Origin of the sequence: Streptomyces sp. NPDC003038 (assembly GCF_040611115.1) — a bacterium.
Lineage (GTDB): Bacteria > Actinomycetota > Actinomycetes > Streptomycetales > Streptomycetaceae > Streptomyces.
The window spans coordinates 158,788-175,198 of sequence record NZ_JBEXNN010000011.1; the positions used below are offsets into that span (position 1 = coordinate 158,788).

Here is a 16,411-nt window from a genome sequence, read left to right on the forward strand (position 1 = left end):
CGGGCCTCCGGGCGACGGGGCGTGGCCGTACGCGTTCCCCCGCCCGGCGAGGGCTAGGCGCGGGGGCGGCCCATCGCGCGGTAGGTCCAGCCCGCCGCGCGCCAGCGGTCGACGTCAAGGGCGTTGCGGCCGTCGAGGACGAGGCGGTCGGTGACGACCTCGGCGAGCTCCACCGGGTCGAGGTCGCGGAACTCGCGCCACTCGGTGAGGTGCAGGACGACCTCCGCGCCCTGGGCGGCCTCCAGTGCGGAGTCCGCGTAGCCGAGGGTGGGGAAGACGCGGCGGGCGTTGTCCATGCCCTTGGGGTCGTAGACGGTGACCTGGCCGCCCTGGAGGTGGATCTGCCCGGCCACGTTCAGCGCGGGCGAGTCGCGGACGTCGTCCGAGTCGGGCTTGAAGGTCGCGCCCAGCACGGCGACCCGCTTTCCGAGGAAGGACCCGCCCACCGCTTCCCGGGCGAGTTCGACCATGTGCCCGCGGCGGCGCATGTTGATCGAGTCGACCTCCCGCAGGAAGGTCAGCGCCTGGTCCGCGCCGAGCTCACCGGCGCGCGCCATGAACGCCCGGATGTCCTTGGGCAGGCAGCCGCCGCCGAAGCCGATCCCGGCCCGCAGGAACTTCGAGCCGATCCGCTCGTCGTAGCCGATGGCCTCCGCCAGCTTGACCACGTCGCCCCCGGCGGCCTCGCACACCTCCGCCATCGCGTTGATGAAGGAGATCTTGGTGGCGAGGAAGGAATTGGCGGCGGTCTTCACCAGTTCGGCCGTCGGGAAGTCGGTGACCACCAGCGGCGTCCCCTCCGACATCGGCGCCTCGTACACCTCTCGCAGCAGCTTCTCGCCGCGTTCGCCCTGCACGCCGATCACGATCCGGTCCGGGTGCAGGGTGTCCTGGACCGCGAAGCCCTCCCGCAGGAACTCCGGGTTCCAGGCCAGCTCCACGTCCTCGCCCGCCGGGGACAGCTCCACGAGCTTCGCCGCCAGCCGCTCCGCCGAACCCACCGGTACCGTCGACTTGCCGACGACCAGCACCGGCCGCGTCAGGTGCGGGGCCAGCGAGCTGATCGCGGAATCGACGTAACTCATGTCGCAGGCGTACTCGCCGCGCTTCTGCGGGGTGTTCACGCAGACGAAGTGGACGTCGCCGAAGGCGCCGACCTCCTCCCACGAGGTCGTGAACCGCAGCCGTCCCGACGAGCCGGGCAGTCCGGCCACGTGCGTCGCCAGCAGTTCCTCCAGGCCGGGCTCGTACATCGGGACCCGGCCCGCCGCCAGCATCTCGATCTTCTCCGGCACGACATCCAGGCCCAGCACCTCGAACCCCAGCTCCGCCATCGCCGCAGCGTGGGTCGCGCCGAGGTATCCGGTGCCGATCACAGTGATCTTGAGGGGGGCCATGCGTGCTCCAGAGGGGTGCGGGCCGATTGCGGCACCGAGCATAGTCGCCGCCGTCAGGGGGGACGCTCACCAGCAGGCACCCCTGCTGTCACGCAGCTCACGTACGCCGTACATATCGCTGCCGGGACGTCAGACACTAGGCTTCGGTTACTTAACGGTAGTTAGCATCACGCATCACCCTGGGGAGTGAGAGATCTTGGCGGGTTCTGCCGACTTCGACCTGTACCGCCCGGCCGAGGAGCACGACATGCTCCGCGAGTCCGTCCGCTCGCTCGCCGAGGCGAAGATCCTGCCGTTCGCGGCCGCGGTCGACGAGGAGTCCCGCTTCCCGCAGGAGGCCCTCGACGCCCTGGTCGCCAGCGACCTGCACGCCGTGCACGTACCCGAGACCTACGGCGGCGCCGGCGCCGACGCCCTCGCCACCGTGATCGTGATCGAGGAGGTGGCCCGCGTCTGCGCCTCCTCCTCCCTCATCCCGGCCGTCAACAAGCTCGGCTCGCTCCCGGTGATCCTCTCCGGCTCCGAGGAGCTCAAGGCCAAGTACCTGGGCCCCCTCGCCAAGGGCGACGCGATGTTCTCGTACGCGCTCTCCGAGCCGGACGCGGGCTCCGACGCCGCGGGCATGAAGACCCGCGCCGTGCGCGACGGGGACTTCTGGGTCCTCAACGGCGTCAAGCGCTGGATCACCAACGCGGGCGTCTCCGAGTACTACACCGTCATGGCCGTCACCGACCCTTCGAAGCGCTCCAAGGGCATCAGCGCCTTCGTCGTCGAGAAGGGCGACGAGGGCGTCTCCTTCGGCGCCCCGGAGAAGAAGCTCGGCATCAAGGGCTCCCCGACGCGCGAGGTCTACCTCGACAACGTACGGATCCCCGCCGACCGCATGATCGGCGCCGAGGGCACCGGATTCGCCACCGCGATGAAGACCCTCGACCACACCCGCATCACGATCGCCGCCCAGGCCCTCGGCATCGCGCAGGGCGCCCTGGACTACGCCAAGGGCTACGTCCAGGAGCGCAAGCAGTTCGGCAAGCCGATCGGCGACTTCCAGGGCGTGCAGTTCATGCTCGCGGACATGGCCATGAAGATCGAGGCCGCCCGCCAGCTGACGTACGCGGCGGCGGCGAAGTCCGAACGGGTCGATGCGGACCTCACGTTCTTCGGCGCCGCGGCCAAGTGCTTCGCCTCCGACGTGGCCATGGAGGTCACCACGGACGCCGTCCAACTCCTCGGCGGCTACGGCTACACCCGTGACTACCCGGTGGAGCGCATGATGCGCGACGCCAAGATCACGCAGATCTACGAAGGCACGAACCAGGTCCAGCGGATCGTCATGGCCCGCAACCTGCCGTAAGCGACGCCCGGGCCGGAGGCGGATCGATCAGCCGCCTCCGGCCTTGGCATGCCCCCCGCATGGGCTAAATTTGGACCTTCGTACGCCGGAATCGGTTGGGGAGAACGCAATGACGGAAGCGATCCTGCTGGTCGGCGGACAAGGGACGAGGTTGCGTCCCGTGACGGTGAACACGCCCAAGCCGATGGTTCCCACGGCCGGCGTTCCGTTCCTCGCCCACCAGATAGCCAGGGCCGCCGCCGCCGGTGTCACGCACATCGTGATGGCCACCTGCTACCTCGCCGAGGTCTTCGAGCCCTACTTCGGTGACGGATCCGACTTCGGCGTCACCCTTGAGTACGTCGTGGAGGACGAGCCCCTGGGCACCGGCGGCGCCATCCGCAACGCCGCCCGGCGCCTGACCGGCGGACCGGACTCCTCCGTCCTCGTCTTCAACGGCGACATCCTCACCGGCCTGGACATCGCCGGTCTCGTCGAGTCGCACAAGGCGGCCGACGCCGACGTCTCCCTGCACCTGGTGCGGGTCGACGACCCGCGCGCCTTCGGCCTGGTTCCCACCGACTCCGCAGGGCGGGTGCTGGCCTTCACCGAGAAGCCGCAGACCCCCGAAGAGATCATCACCGACCAGATCAACGCCGGCTGCTACGTCTTCCGCCGCAGTGTGATCGACTCCATCCCGGCCGGCCGCCCGGTCTCCGTGGAACGCGAGACCTTCCCCGGTCTGCTCGCCTCCGGTGCCACGCTGCACGGCGTCACCGAGAACACGTACTGGCTGGACCTCGGCAAGCCCGAGTCCATCGTCCAGGCCTCCGCCGACCTCGTCCGGGGCGTCGTCTCCTCCCCGGCCGTCCCCGGACGGCGCGGGGAGTCCCTGGTGCTGCCCGGCGCCCATGTGGCGGCCGGGGCCAAGCTGTCGGGGGGCACCGTCGTGGGCGCCGGAGCCCGGATCGAAGCGGGAGCGGTCGTCCAGGGCTGCATCGTGCTGGACGGCGCGGTCATCGGCCCGGACGCACAGCTGAGCGCCAGCCTGATCGGCGCCCGTGCCTCGGTGGGTGCGCGGACCGTGCTGGAAGGAGCCGTCATCGGCGACGATGCCGTCGTAGGGGCCGACAACGAACTCCGCACGGGTGCGCGGGTGTGGTGCGGAGCACAGCTGCCCGCCGCCGCCATCCGCTTCTCCCCGGACGCCTGATCACGGCGCCTCATCGCGGGTTTGCGCGGCTCGGGCCCTGATCACGTACGTCCGTACGTCCGTACGCCGGGTCCCGGGCCCGGGGCGCGGAAGTACGCGCCCCCGCGCCCCCGCGCTCACTCGCCGCGAACGGTGACCTTCTCGTCGTTCTGGATCTGCTTCACCAGCTGCTGCACCTTCGCCTTGTCCCAGACGAGGTTGCCGCCGCGCTGGCCGGAGATCGGAATGTTCATCGAGACTCCGTCACCGCCGCTGATGCCCTTCATCGCGAAGAACATCTGCCCCATGTCCCACAAGGACATGTCCTTGTCCACGATCAGCGTGTCCAGCCCCGCACCCAGCGTCGGATACAGCGTGAACGGGTTGATGATGGTGGACGGCGTGGCCGCCTGGTTGGCCAGCGCCGAGAGGAACTTCTGCTGGTTCTTCGTCCGTTGGAGGTCCGACTCCGCGAAGGCGTACCGGGTCCGGACGTAGGCCAGCGACTGCTCGCCGTTCAGCGTCTGGCGGCCGGCCTGGAAATCGGCGCCCGATTTCTCGTCCTTGAAGGCCTTCTCGATGTCCAGCTCCACCCCGCCCAGCGCGTCCACGATGTTCGCGAAGCCGGCGAAGCCGATCTCCGCGTAGTGGTCGATGCGCAGACCGGTGTTGTGCTCCACCGTCCGCACCAGCAGCTCCGGGCCGTCCTCCGCGTACGCCGCGTTGAGCTTGACCCGCCGGCCCTGCGCGGGGAACTTCTTGCCCGACTGCGAGCCGACGAAGGACGGGATCTCCACGTCCGAGTCGCGCGGCAGCGAGATCATCGTGTTTCCGCTGGAACACTTGGCCAGGATCATCATCGAGTCGGTCCGCTTGCCGTCGGCCGAGCCCGTGTGGAGCTTCTTCTTCTCCTCGGCGGACATGCCCTCGCGACTGTCGGAGCCCACGATGAGGTACGTCGTGCAGTCGCCCTCCTTCGGGCGCTCGATGACCTTGGAGAGGTCGACCTCGCGGCGCACGTTGGAGTCGGCCCAGAAGTAGGTGGCGACCGTGGTCACCAGCAGCGCGGAGACCAGCACGATCGAGCCGACCTTGATCCGCCGGCGCCAGTCCGGTGCGGGCCCGGGCGCGCGCCCGGGGCGGTCGGGCCCCGACGGCGGCAGCGGCGGGCCGCCGGCGGGTCCGCCGTAGACCTGGCCGGTGTTGTAGCCGCTGTCGTAGCCGCCGTAGGTGTCGTGGCTCTGCGACTGCTGCGGCGGCACGCCGTAGGCGGGCGGGCCCGCCGGGGGGCGCGCGGGCGGCGGGACCACCGGCTGCGCCGGCCGCTGCGGCCGCTGCCGCTGGACGTGCCGCATCCGCTGCGCGCCCTCGGGCTGCGCCTGCCCGCTGCCCCGCCCGTACCCGTCGTCGCGGCGACCGCGGTCGTCGCGTTCGCCGTCCCACCCTGCTGGCCAGTCATTCATGCGCCAAGGATGCCTGGCCGGGCGTGGCGTCCGACAGCCCGGGGGCGGATCCGTACCGGTGCTGTTGCAGAGCTGATGCCTCTATTACGGCCCTAAGGTGTCTGTATGACAGAGATACGGGGCGAACTGCCCGGGAAGCCGACCTCGGCCTCCCGGACCACCCTCAGCCACATCATGACCGCCAACGACACCAACCTCCTCGGCACCGTCCACGGTGGCGTGATCATGAAACTGGTGGACGACGCGGCCGGTGCCGTGGCCGGCCGCCACTCCGGCGGCCCGGCGGTCACCGCCTCCATGGACGAGATGGCCTTCCTCGCGCCCGTACGCGTGGGAGACCTCGTCCACGTGAAGGCCCAGTGCAACTGGACCGGCCGCTCCTCCATGGAGATCGGCGTACGGGTCCTCGCGGAGCGGTGGAACGAGTCCACCCCCGCCATGCAGGTCGGCACCGCCTACCTCGTCTTCGCGGCGGTCGACGCCGAGGGCAAGCCCCGCCGGGTCCCGCCCGTCCTCCCGGAGACCGAGCGCGACGAGCGGCGCTACCAGGAGGCCCAGATCCGCCGCACCCACCGGCTCGCCCGCCGCCAGGCGATCATGGCGCTGCGCGAGGAGCGGTCGGCCCAGGGCTTCGACGGCTGACCTCGCCCGCGGCTACTTGCCGCAGATCACCTGGTCGCCGGTGACCACCCCGAACTCGCTCTGGTGCGGGTCCTGCGCCCGCACCGGCACCACCTTGCGGTAGTCCGATCCCGCCGTCACCAGCACCGTCCGTCCCCGGCCCGCCACCGCGCGCAGCACGCTGCCCGGCAGCGCGGCCGACACCGTGCGGGCCGAGCGGTCCCAGCGCGGGTCGTACGTCACCACCGTGCGCTTGATCTCGCGGCTGGCGCCGTTGCCGGGGGCCCGGGTGGTGTCGAAGCCGGTGGCGCGCAGCGCCGCGTCGACCCGCCCGCCCAGCCCGTCGATCCGGGTCCCGTTCTCCACCTGGACCCGGATCTGCTGCGGCGGAACGTCCACCGGCACCGCCACCGGCCGGCCGGCCGGCCCCGGCTGCCGGACCGGGGACAGCGGCTGGTCGTCGCGCAGCGCCTGGAACAGCTTGGCGGCCTTCGGCTCGTCCCATTTCACGGTGGAGCCGATGCCCTTGACCGGGTGCGAGGGACTGCCGATCGGCACCGAGGCGAATTCCGAGGAGGACGGTGTGAAGTCCCGCATCGCCTGCCCGAGCGCGATCATCTGTTCCGAGCCGAAGCCCCTGTCGGCCCGGACCGAGCCGAGCAGGGTGGAGCTGACCTGCTTGAACTTCACCGGGTTGAGGAGTACTCCGCTGCTGGTCGCCTGCTCGATCAGGGCGGCGAGGAACCGCTGCTGACGCTGCATCCGGCCGAGGTCTGACGCTCCGTCGACGTGGCGCGAGCGCACGTACTGCAAGGCCTGTCCGCCGGTGAGCCGGTGGGTGCCGGGCAGCAGTTCGAGGCCGGTGTTCCTGTCGCGCATGGTCTTGGCGGTGCAGATGTCCACGCCGCCCATCGCGTCGACCGTCTTCATGAAGCTGGTGAAGTCGACCTCCAGGTAGTGGTCGATCTTCACCCGGGTCATGTTCTCGACGGTCCGAACGGTCAGGTTGGGGCCGCCCTCCGCGTACGCCGCGTTCAGCCGCACGGGGTGGGCCTTGTGGGCCTTTCCGGTGACCTGGTCCCGGTGCGCGGGCACCTCGGCGTAGCTGTCGCGGGGCAGGCTGATCACGCTCGCCCGTTTCCTGTCCGCCGACAGGTGCACCAGCATGATCGTGTCGGTGCAGTGGCAGGGCGCCCCGCCCAGGCGGTACTCGCGCTTCTCCTCCGGGCTGATCCGGTCCCGGCCGTCGGTGCCGACGAGCAGGACGTTCAGGCCGTGCCCGGCCTGCGGGCGGTTCTTCATGTCCTTGAAGGGGTCGACCCGCTCGATCCCGGTGTCCAGGCCGGTCATCACGGCGTGCCCGATGGCGCCGGAGCCCAGTACCACCACCGCCAGGCCGGCCGCGATCCGTACTCCCCACCGGGGCCGCTCCTCCCGCCGCCGCGCCGGACCGCCGCTGCCGCGGCCCCGCCGCGCGCGCTGCGGCCGGGGCGGCCTGGCGGGACGGGTGGGACGGTGCGGCTGGGGCACGGGGGACACCTCCGCGGGGGACAACAGGGGAACGGTCGCAAGATTCGGCCTGATTCGTCAGAACAGTAGGCCCATACGATCAGCCTCTGTCCTTACCGCTCGCTCGGCGCGCACCCGGTTCCCCCGTACGCGGTAACGTGACACCGATACCCGACCTTGAAGGACCACATGCCCGCCCAGCAGCCCGCAGTCTCGGTGATCATGCCGGTGCTCAACGAGGAGCGCCACCTCCGCCACTCCGTCCGCCACATCCTGGAACAGGAGTACGCGGGCGAGATGGAGGTGGTGATCGCACTCGGGCCGTCCACGGACCGCACCGACGAGATCGCCGCCGAGCTCATCGCCGAGGACCCCCGCGTCCACACCGTCCCGAACCCCTCCGGCCGCACCCCGGCCGCCCTCAACGCCGCCATCAAGGCCTCGCGCCACCCGATCGTGGTACGCGTCGACGGCCACGGCATGCTCTCGCCGGACTACATCGCCACCGCGGTCCGCCTCCTGGACGAGACCGGTGCGCAGAACGTCGGCGGCCTCATGCACGCCGAGGGCGAGAACGCCTGGGAAGAGGCCGTCGCCGCCGCGATGACCTCGAAGATCGGCGTCGGCAACGCGGCCTTCCACACCGGCGGCAGGGCGGGACCGGCCGAGACCGTGTACCTCGGGGTCTTCCGCCGTGAGGCGCTGGAGCGGGCGGGCGGCTACAACGAGGAGTTCATCCGGGCCCAGGACTGGGAGCTCAACTTCCGCATCCGCGAGGCCGGCGGCCTGATCTGGTTCTCGCCGGAGCTGCGGGTCCAGTACCGCCCGCGGCCCTCCGTACGGGCGCTGGCCAAGCAGTACAAGGACTACGGGCGGTGGCGGCACGTGGTGGCCCGCTACCACTCGGGCTCGATCAACCTGCGCTACCTCTCCCCGCCGGCCGCCGTGTGCCTGATCGCGGCCGGTCTGGTCGTGGGCGCGGCCGTCACCCCGTGGGGCTTCGCCGCCCCGGCCGGCTACCTCGCCGCGATCACCGCGGGCTCCGTTCCCGCGGGCAAGGGCCTCTCGCTCAAGGCCCGGATGCGGATCCCGGTGGCCCTCGCCACCATGCACATGTGCTGGGGATTCGGTTTCCTCACCAGCCCGCGCTCGCTCGCGGACAAGGTCATCGCGAGCCGCCGCCCGGCGGTCGACCGGGACGCCTCGCAGGTCTGAGACGTACGAAAGGGGCCCGGCGGCGGCTGTGAACCACACAGCCGCCGCCGGGCCCCCGCGCGTACGGCGCTACCAGGTGAAGCCGGGCTGGATCTTCATGCACGCCTTGTCGTCGTCACCGTTGAGGGCGCGGGCGGAATCCGGGGCCTTGGTGGGGACGGGCGGCGGCGGGGTCGGCGCGTCGCCGGTCCGCCAGTCCTTGCCCACGAACAGGACGATCCCCGAGACCTCGTCGGACATCTGGACCGAGGAGAGAGGCAGACCGAGCGCGGCGGCCACGGCGGCGGCGTCGCCCGCCCGGTCCGCGCCGGCGAAGCGGATCACCGTGGTGTCCTCGCCCCCGGTCAGGGTGTCGGCGGTGGCGCGGGTGAAGCCCTTGCCGATCAGCTGAGTGGCGACCTCGCTCGCCCGCCCCTTGACCTTGCCCTGGGCGCCGTCCTTGCCGCCGGTGGCGTTGCGGACGGTGACCGCGATCTTCGCGGGCGGCGCGGCCGGGGCGACGGTCGGCTGCTGGACCGGCGGAGCCGGGGTGCCGGAGGCGGCCGGCGGCGAGGCGGAAGCAGCCGGCGGTGAGGCGGTGCCCGTGGGGGTCTCGGAACCCTTGCCGTCGAGCGCGACGTCCTCCCGGACCATCCGGAACAGGGCCTCGGCCTCGTCCGCCTTCGGCTCGACCCGTCCGTCCATGCCCGGCCGCGTGCTGTAGACCCACGGCATGGTGGTCATGGTGATCCGGCCGGGCGGGACCTTCTTGAGTTCCATGCTGAGGTCGTACAGCTTGTCGATCTTGTTCAGGCCGGTGTCCACGACCATGGCCTCGATGGCCGCCTGCGCCAGGCTGTTCAGCTTCACCGGGTTGGTGAGCTTCGCGTTCTTGCGGAACTCGCGGGCCATCGAGTTCATGTACTGGTGCTGGGCGTGGGTGCGGCCGATGTCGGTGCCGTCCTCGAAGCCGTAGCGGGTGCGCAGCCACTGCAGGGCCGTCTCGCCCTGGATGACGCTCTCGCCCGCCGGCAGCTTCAGGCCGGAGCCCTTGCCGTCGCGGGTGAGGGAGTGCACGTTCTGCTCGACGCAGACGGGGACGCCGCCGATGGCGTCGGCCATCGAGACCACGCCCTTGAAGTCGATCATCATGAAGTGATCGATGGGGATCTTGGTCAGCTCCTGCCAGGCGGCGACCGTGCAGCCCGGTCCGCCGCGGCTCAGGGACTCGTTCGTCTGGACGAGCCCCTTGCTGGCCGGGTGCACCTTGCCGTTCGGCTCGGTGCACTTGGGCATCGTCAGCATCGTGTCGCGCGGCATCGACACCACGGACATGTTGCTGCGGTCCGCGGACAGGTGCAGCAGCATCTGCACGTCCGCGAGAGGCGGCCCGTCGAAGGTGTCCGAGGCCCCGCCCAGCGCCTGGTTCTCCGCGTCGTTGCGGGCGTCGGAGCCGATGAGCAGGATGTTCAGCGGTGTCTGCCCGAAGGCGTTGGCCTTGGAACCGCCCAGTTTGTTCTCGCCCAGGTTCAGCGCGTCCGTTTGGATGCTGCCGTTCAGATGGCGGTAGTAGAGATAGCCGGCCGCCGCCGTCCCGAGTATGAGCAGGGACAGTACGGAGGACACCCAGCGCAGTACGCGCCGCCGGCCCCGCCGGGTCGGACGGCCGCCGGTGGCCCGGCGGCCCGGTCCGGAGCCGCCGCCCCGCTGTGGGGGCACCGTGCCGGGCCCGCCCGCGCCGCCGCCGGGTATGCCACCGGCGGGCCGGGCGGCCGCCCCCTCCCCTCGCACGCTGCTGTGCCTCACGCGTCCCCCCATGAAATTCCCATGTGTCGTTGTTGTGCGCCGGCCCACCGTCTATGGCCGGCCGGTCACTTGGCGCAGATCGCCTTGTCGGCCTCGACCCGCTGCACGTCCTCGGGCAGTGCCTGCGGCGCGGGCGCCGACAGCGGGGCCCCCGGCTCCTTGAAGTCGGCGCCCAGCGTCAGCTTCATCGGGGTCTTCGCCGCGGCGTCCGCCGTCCCCATCTTCATCGCGGTGGCCGGGAGGCCCATCAGGTCCGCCAGAGCCCGCGCCTGGTCGGCCTGGTTGGGCGCGTACTCCAGCTGTGTGGCGGAGACCTTCGCGGGGGCGTTGCCGAGGTTGCTGGCCCTCGGTACACCCTTGGTGTTCTGGAGCCAGTTCAGGGTGGTGGACGCGGAGCCCGCGGGGCCACCGCCGTTGTAGACGTTCACCCGTACGTCCGCGGCGGGCGCGCGGTTGCCCTGGAGCAGCGCGTCCTGCTTGCTCTTGGCCTCCGCGTCGGCCGCCTCCTTCGCGGCCTGCTCCTTCTGCTCGACCTCCGTGAGCGAGACGTCCCCCCGGATCATCTGGAGCAGCGGCTCGGCCAGAGCCGTGTTGACGACGACGGTCGCCTTCTTGTGCTCCGGCTCGGCCGGATTGTCGAGCACGGGCAGGGTGGTGAAGGTGATGTTCTTCATGTCGATGTTCTTCAACTCACCCGCCAGATCGGTGAGTTTGGCGATGGACCCTATCCCCGTGTCCACGCTCAGCGACTTCGTGGCCGCCTCCGCGAGCGAGAGGAACTTCTTTGGACTGGTCAGCGTCTCCTTCGACTTCATCTCGCGCATCATCGAACCCAGGAACTGCTGCTGGATCCGGATCCGGTCGAGGTCGCTGTTGTTGCCGAAGCCGTGCCGGGTGCGGACGAAGGCGAGGGCCTCCTCGCCCTGCAACCGGTGTTCGCCCGCGGGCAGGTTCAGCTGCGAGCCGTCCTTGTCGTTCACGGCCTTCTCCAGACACACCGGTACTCCGCCGACCGCCGTGCTCAGCGTCTTGACGGCGTTGAAGTCGGCCATCATGAAGTGGTCGACCTCGATCCCGGTGAGCTCCTTGACCGTGCGCATGGTGCAGCCCGCGTCGCGGCCCTCCTGACCCAGGCTGTTGTTGAAGCGGGTGCCCTTGGTGGGGGCGATCGTCTTCGTCGAACCGTCCGGCTGCTTCGTCGGGCACGCCGGGATGTTGGCGATCAGGTCGCGGGGGATGGACAGCGCGGTCGCGTTCGTCCGGTCCTTGGCGACGTGGAAGAGGATCGTGGTGTCGGCGTGGCCGGCGCTGTCCTTGTCCCCGTACTTCTCATTGCCCGCGCCGGTGCGCTTGTCCGTGCCGATGACCAGGATGTTGATGGCCTGGTCCTTCTTGAAACCGCCCGTGCCCGCTCCCCCGACGTCGGTGACGTTGAGGTTGCCGTTCAGGTGGTCGTAGTAGAGGTACGCGCCCACCGAGCCGCCGACCAGCAGGAACGCCAGCGTCCCGCCGACGATGACCAGGGTCTTCTTGCGGCGCCCGCCGGCGGCCTTACGGGAGCGGCCACCGCGCCTGCCACCGGGGGGGCCGTCGCCGCGCCGCGGCTTCGGCACCGCCGGCGAGGGGGCGCCGGGGGTGGTGGGGGCGCTGGGGGTGGTGCGCGTCGAAGTCGGTCTGCGCGGCGGAGTGACCGACGGCTGCGGCGACTGCGCAGCGGAGTGGTCCAGTCGCAGTTCGTAGTGGCCGGTGCGGGGATTGAGCACCCACTGGTCTGCGGGGTCGATCTCGTCGGCCCGCCCACGGCTTTGCGCATCCACGGTTGCTCGAATCCTCCGTCGGGTGCCTCGCGACGCGCCTCCCCCGGGCGCACGGTCAACGATCCGGCTGCTGGTGCACGGCCTCTTGGCTGGCCAGGGCACCGGGTCGCTCACCTTATCCGCCTAGTTCAGCTGCAAACCATGCTGGTGACAAATTCCACTGCCCTTATAACGGGGCGAACTACTCATCCCACTCAGTTCGGTCACCTGCTTTTGGGATTGCTTTACCGGCAGTCGGCGGTGCCCGCCGTGGTTCCGGTAAAGGTGGGGGCGGGTGTGGGCCCCTCGCCGGTTCCCTTGCCCTGCCGCCGCGCCTCCGTGTCGGTGCCGGGGGACTCGGTGCCCTCCGGGGCCTCCGCTTCGGCCTCGGGCCGCGGCGGGGCCACCGTCACCGGCTGGTCCAGCCTCAACTGGCGGAAGAGCCGGTCGGCGGCCGGCTCCACCAGCTCGTCCCGGTTCGGGTTGGCCGCATACGGCCGGCGGGGCACCGTCAGGAACTTGACCTGGTCGGTCGGTATGTGCCTTACGCCCCGTACGAGTTCATACAGTCCGCGCAACGAGGCCAGTCCGGGGTCCGTGGTCACCGAGGACGTCGCCGCGTCCAGGAGCGGGTACAGCCGCGTCGGATTGAGCAGAACCCCGTTGCTCTGCACCTTCTTGACGAGCGAACCCAGGAACTGCTGCTGGCGCTCCATCCGTTCGGTGTCGCTGCCGTTGCCCAGGCTGTAACGGGCCCGGACGAAGCCGAGCGCCTGCTCGCCCCTCAGCGTCTGCCGCCCCGCGGGCAGCTTCAGCTTGGCCTCGGAGTCGTTCACCGGCCGCTTGAGGCAGACCTCCACCCCGCCGATGGAGTCGATCATCTTCTTGAACCCGACGAAGTCCACCACCATGTGGTGGTCGACACGGATCCGCGTGAGCTTCTCCACCGTACGGATCGTGCAGGCGGCCCCGCCCCACTGGAACGCCCAGTTGAACTGCGCGAACTGATCAGTGGTGCGGCTCCCGTCCGCCTTGAGACAGCTCGGGATCTCCACCATCAGATCCCGGGGTAGCGATACCGCGGTCGCACTTCGCCGGTTGGCCGGCAGGTGCAGCAGGATCGCGGTGTCCGAGCGCTGGGTGCCCCGGTCCTGTCCGTACCGGGCGTTCTCCCTGCCGGAGCGCGAGTCAGAGCCGATCAGCAGGATGTTCTGCGCGCCGCGCGCCGAGTGCGTCGGGCGCTCCCGTTCGTAGCGCTCCAGCTCGGCCGCCGCGGAGGTGTCCGTGGTGATGTTCCCGTCGAGCTTGTTGTAGACCCACCAGCCGGTGGATGCCCCGGCCAGGGCCAGCAGGGCCATGCCGAGGCCGGTGCGGCGCAGCAGTCGGCGCCTGCGGTGTCGCGGAGGCTTCGGGGTGCCTCCGGCCGCATCGGTGGCGCCCGGTATGCCTGCGCTGTCGGTCACTCGGGTTCCGCCCCTCGCCGCTCCGGCAACCGGCCGTACGGGTGGGTACGGCCACTGCCGATCCTGCCCCCGGGCGGCTGCGGCGGCCCGGGGGCAGGGGCGTGTCTAGGGCCATGCGGGTGACAAATCGCCCGTTCCCGCGATTGAGCGGTGCGGGTGACGGAGCGGTCAGACGGTGTGGGTGACGGAGCGGTCAGACGGTGTGGGTGACGCGCTCGCTCTCGACCCGCTGGGCCAGCGCCTGCCCGGACAGCAGGTCCAGGTTCCGGCACAGCACCACGGAGCCGCCGGCGGCCAGCGGGGCGTAGAGACCGGCCGAGAGGCCGTCCCAGGTGTCGTAGCCGCGTCCGGTCAGCACCCGCGAGCCCTCGCCGAGGCCCAGCCCGGCCGCGTCCTCGCGGGCGCGGCCGGTGAGTGCCGCGTACGAGAGCTCCTCGCCGCCCACGACCAGCCCGGGGCCCTCCGGGTCCACCGGAACGAAGGGGGCGAACCGGTCGCCCTGCCCCGGCACCTCCACGGCGTAGTCCGCGAACCCGGCCGGCGGCTGCGGGAACCGCCCGCCGAGCGGCCGCAGCGCCAGCGCCACCCGCTCCCCGGAACAGGCGCGGGCCTCCTCCAGCGAGTCCGGCCCGCTGACGACGAGATCCGCGTCGGCCGGATCGCCCCCCACCTCGGCGACGACCCCGACCGAGGCGCAGGCGAGCAGCCAGACGGCGCTCTGCCAGTGCGCGGGAAGCATCAGCGCGAGCCGGTCGCCCGGTTCGGCGCCAAGATCGCCCTGGAGCAGATTGGCGGTCTTCGCCACCCAATTGGCGAAGGTGGCGACGGACAATTCGACGCGCTCGCCCGTGGCGTCGTCGTAGAAGGTGACGAGCGGGCGGCCCGGATCGGCGGCGAGCGCGGATCGCAGCAGGTCGGCAGGGGTGCGGTCAGTGGCGTTCACGCGGCCCAGGTTACGCGGGCCCGTACCGGCCCCGTCCCCCGTACGGCGGCCCCGGGCTCCTCCGTACGGGGGAGGGACGGACGGGGGCAGGCGAACGGAGCGTCAGTTCTCGGATGGCGCCGCGTGGTGCCGGTACCCACCATCCTTTTCATGCGTGGATTCCTTGCTTCCTCGATCGGCGTCGCGACGGCTGCCGCACTGGCCCTGCCGCTCGCGCTCACTACTCCGGCCCAGGCCGAGACCGCCCCCGTGACCCCCGCCGGGTCCACCCAGTCGCTGCCACTCGTCCCCCTGGGACCATCGGCCGACCGGACCCCCGGCGTGCCCGGGATGAGTGCCTCGCCCCGCCTCCCCGAGACGCAGGGCCTGGCCGCACGTGAGGTCAGGACGTTCTCGCTCGTCGGCGTCGTCTGGGACGACGCGAGCACCGAACTCGTCGGCCACGTCCAGGTCCGCACCCGCTCCAAGCTGACCGCGGCCTGGTCCGACTGGCAGGACCTCGAAACCCACAACAGCGAGCACGCCGCCGACCCCGACGCGGCGGAACGCGTCTCCGGCCGGGTCCGCGGCGCCACCGCCCCGCTGTGGGTGGGCGAGTCGGACGGAGTGGAGGTCCGCGTCCAGGCCGAACCGTCCGCCCGGGCCGCGACCCGGGCGCCGGGCCGGCTGCCCACGGGCATGCGGATCGAGCTCGTCGACCCGGGCGAGGAACAGCCCGTCGCGGTGCTGGACGGCAAGAACGGCACACCCGTGGACGACGACACGGGCGAAGCGGTGGCGGGCCCGCCCGGCATGAGCCTGGAGACGGCCGAGGCCTCCGCGGCGAACCTGCCGCACGCGCAGCTCGGCGCGGCGGAGATCTCCGCCCTCAACAAGGCCGACTCCACCGCCGACGCGGTCTTCGCGAGCGACGGCGCCCTGACCGCGGCGGCCCGCCCGTACATCGGGCCGCGCCCCCGGATCGTCACCCGCAAGGGCTGGGGCGCGGACGAGTCACTGCGCGAGAAGGGCTTCGTCTACACCAAGACCGTCAAGGCGGCCTTCGTCCACCACAGCGCCTCGGGCAACAACTACACCTGCAAGCAGGCCCCGGCGCTGCTGCGCAGCCTGTACCGCTACCACGTGGTCAGCAGCGGCTGGCGCGACCTCGGCTACAACTTCGCGGTCGACAAGTGCGGCACCGTGTACGAGGGCCGCGCGGGCGGAGTCGGCAAGGCGGTGCTCGGCGCGCACACCATGGGCTTCAACTCGGACAGCATGGGCATCGCCGTCCTCGGCTCCTACTCGTCCACGGCGCCCCCGAAGGCGGCGGTCGACGCGGTCGCCCGCCTCACGGCCTGGAAGCTCGGCCTCTTCGGCGCGAACCCCCGCGCGAAGACGACCCTGAAGTCGGCCGGCGGCAACCTGTACGCCAAGGGCAGGAACGTCAGGCTGAACGTCATCTCGGGCCACCGCGACGGCTTCGCCACGGAATGCCCGGGCAGGCACCTGTACGGCAAGCTCCCCTCCGCCCGCACCTCCTCGGCCAAACTCCAGGGCCGCCCGTAGCCCCCGGCGGGGCTCGGGCCTCCGCCCCGGCCCCCGCCGGCCGGGCCCGTCCCCGGGGCCCGGCTCCCGCCCCCGGGGGCCCGTGCCCGGGTCATCTCCCGGGTTTCCTGCCTCGCGGCCGGGGCCGTTCCTCGTGACCCCCGGCA

General features: G+C 71.3%; 12 protein-coding genes. 5 read left to right on the top strand and 7 right to left on the bottom strand.

Features of this window, described 5'->3' with window-relative positions; genetic code table 11:
* Nucleotides 1-53 precede the first annotated feature (53 nt).
* On the bottom strand, nucleotides 54-1,397 hold the full coding sequence (locus ABZX75_RS16740; protein WP_355410960.1) for a UDP-glucose/GDP-mannose dehydrogenase family protein: 1,344 nt from the start codon (nucleotides 1,395-1,397) through the stop codon (nucleotides 54-56).
* A gap of 196 nt (nucleotides 1,398-1,593) precedes the next feature.
* On the opposite strand from ABZX75_RS16740, the gene ABZX75_RS16745 reads away from it, so the two are divergent.
* Nucleotides 1,594-2,751, top strand: a complete 1,158-nt coding sequence (locus ABZX75_RS16745) for an acyl-CoA dehydrogenase family protein (protein ID WP_355410962.1) — start codon at nucleotides 1,594-1,596, stop codon at nucleotides 2,749-2,751.
* A gap of 109 nt (nucleotides 2,752-2,860) precedes the next feature.
* Nucleotides 2,861-3,943 carry an NDP-sugar synthase gene (locus ABZX75_RS16750; RefSeq protein ID WP_355410964.1) on the top strand — a complete coding sequence of 361 codons (1,083 nt, stop codon included), beginning with the start codon at nucleotides 2,861-2,863 and terminating at the stop codon, nucleotides 3,941-3,943.
* A 116-nt stretch (nucleotides 3,944-4,059) separates the two neighbouring features.
* On the opposite strand, the gene ABZX75_RS16755 is transcribed toward ABZX75_RS16750, so the two are convergent.
* Nucleotides 4,060-5,385 carry an LCP family protein gene (locus tag ABZX75_RS16755; protein WP_355410966.1) on the bottom strand — a complete coding sequence of 442 codons (1,326 nt, stop codon included), beginning with the start codon at nucleotides 5,383-5,385 and terminating at the stop codon, nucleotides 4,060-4,062.
* Between the two features lie 105 nt (nucleotides 5,386-5,490).
* Between ABZX75_RS16755 and ABZX75_RS16760 the strand changes: the two genes are divergently transcribed.
* Nucleotides 5,491-6,027 (top strand): acyl-CoA thioesterase, encoded by a 537-nt coding sequence (locus tag ABZX75_RS16760; RefSeq protein ID WP_355410968.1) that lies wholly within the window; start codon nucleotides 5,491-5,493, stop codon nucleotides 6,025-6,027.
* Between the two features lie 12 nt (nucleotides 6,028-6,039).
* On the opposite strand, the gene ABZX75_RS16765 is transcribed toward ABZX75_RS16760, so the two are convergent.
* The gene (locus tag ABZX75_RS16765; RefSeq protein WP_355411063.1) at nucleotides 6,040-7,395 is read right to left on the bottom strand and encodes an LCP family protein; all 1,356 of its coding nucleotides are present in this window, start codon (nucleotides 7,393-7,395) and stop codon (nucleotides 6,040-6,042) included.
* 309 nt (nucleotides 7,396-7,704) lie between these two features.
* Here ABZX75_RS16765 and ABZX75_RS16770 point away from each other — a divergent pair, with 309 nt between their 5' ends.
* A complete protein-coding gene (locus tag ABZX75_RS16770; RefSeq protein ID WP_355410970.1) occupies nucleotides 7,705-8,730 on the top strand; it encodes a glycosyltransferase family 2 protein in 1,026 nt (341 codons plus the stop codon).
* Between the two features lie 69 nt (nucleotides 8,731-8,799).
* Here ABZX75_RS16770 and ABZX75_RS16775 read toward each other — a convergent pair whose 3' ends face one another.
* From ABZX75_RS16775 to ABZX75_RS16790, 4 genes are all read right to left on the bottom strand, one after another.
* Nucleotides 8,800-10,515, bottom strand: a complete 1,716-nt coding sequence (locus ABZX75_RS16775) for an LCP family protein (protein WP_355410972.1) — start codon at nucleotides 10,513-10,515, stop codon at nucleotides 8,800-8,802.
* A gap of 65 nt (nucleotides 10,516-10,580) precedes the next feature.
* The gene (locus ABZX75_RS16780; RefSeq protein ID WP_355410974.1) at nucleotides 10,581-12,332 is read right to left on the bottom strand and encodes an LCP family protein; all 1,752 of its coding nucleotides are present in this window, start codon (nucleotides 12,330-12,332) and stop codon (nucleotides 10,581-10,583) included.
* A 224-nt stretch (nucleotides 12,333-12,556) separates the two neighbouring features.
* On the bottom strand, nucleotides 12,557-13,774 hold the full coding sequence (locus tag ABZX75_RS16785) for an LCP family protein (RefSeq protein ID WP_355410976.1): 1,218 nt from the start codon (nucleotides 13,772-13,774) through the stop codon (nucleotides 12,557-12,559).
* 193 nt (nucleotides 13,775-13,967) lie between these two features.
* Nucleotides 13,968-14,717, bottom strand: coding sequence for a TIGR03089 family protein (locus ABZX75_RS16790; protein WP_355410978.1), 750 nt, complete (start codon nucleotides 14,715-14,717; stop codon nucleotides 13,968-13,970).
* Between the two features lie 150 nt (nucleotides 14,718-14,867).
* On the opposite strand from ABZX75_RS16790, the gene ABZX75_RS16795 reads away from it, so the two are divergent.
* The gene (locus tag ABZX75_RS16795) at nucleotides 14,868-16,265 is read left to right on the top strand and encodes an N-acetylmuramoyl-L-alanine amidase (protein ID WP_355410980.1); all 1,398 of its coding nucleotides are present in this window, start codon (nucleotides 14,868-14,870) and stop codon (nucleotides 16,263-16,265) included.
* Nucleotides 16,266-16,411 lie beyond the last annotated feature (146 nt).

Bases quoted from the DNA above. Each gene is read 5' to 3' on its own strand.
- ABZX75_RS16795 (WP_355410980.1), top strand. From the start codon at position 14,868: ATGCGTGGATTCCTTGCTTCCTCGATCGGCGTCGCGACGGCTGCCGCA.
- ABZX75_RS16750 (WP_355410964.1), top strand. From the start codon at position 2,861: ATGACGGAAGCGATCCTGCTGGTCGGCGGACAAGGGACGAGGTTGCGT.
- ABZX75_RS16755 (WP_355410966.1), bottom strand. From the start codon at position 5,385: ATGAATGACTGGCCAGCAGGGTGGGACGGCGAACGCGACGACCGCGGT.
- ABZX75_RS16770 (WP_355410970.1), top strand. From the start codon at position 7,705: ATGCCCGCCCAGCAGCCCGCAGTCTCGGTGATCATGCCGGTGCTCAAC.
- ABZX75_RS16760 (WP_355410968.1), top strand. From the start codon at position 5,491: ATGACAGAGATACGGGGCGAACTGCCCGGGAAGCCGACCTCGGCCTCC.
- ABZX75_RS16740 (WP_355410960.1), bottom strand. From the start codon at position 1,397: ATGGCCCCCCTCAAGATCACTGTGATCGGCACCGGATACCTCGGCGCG.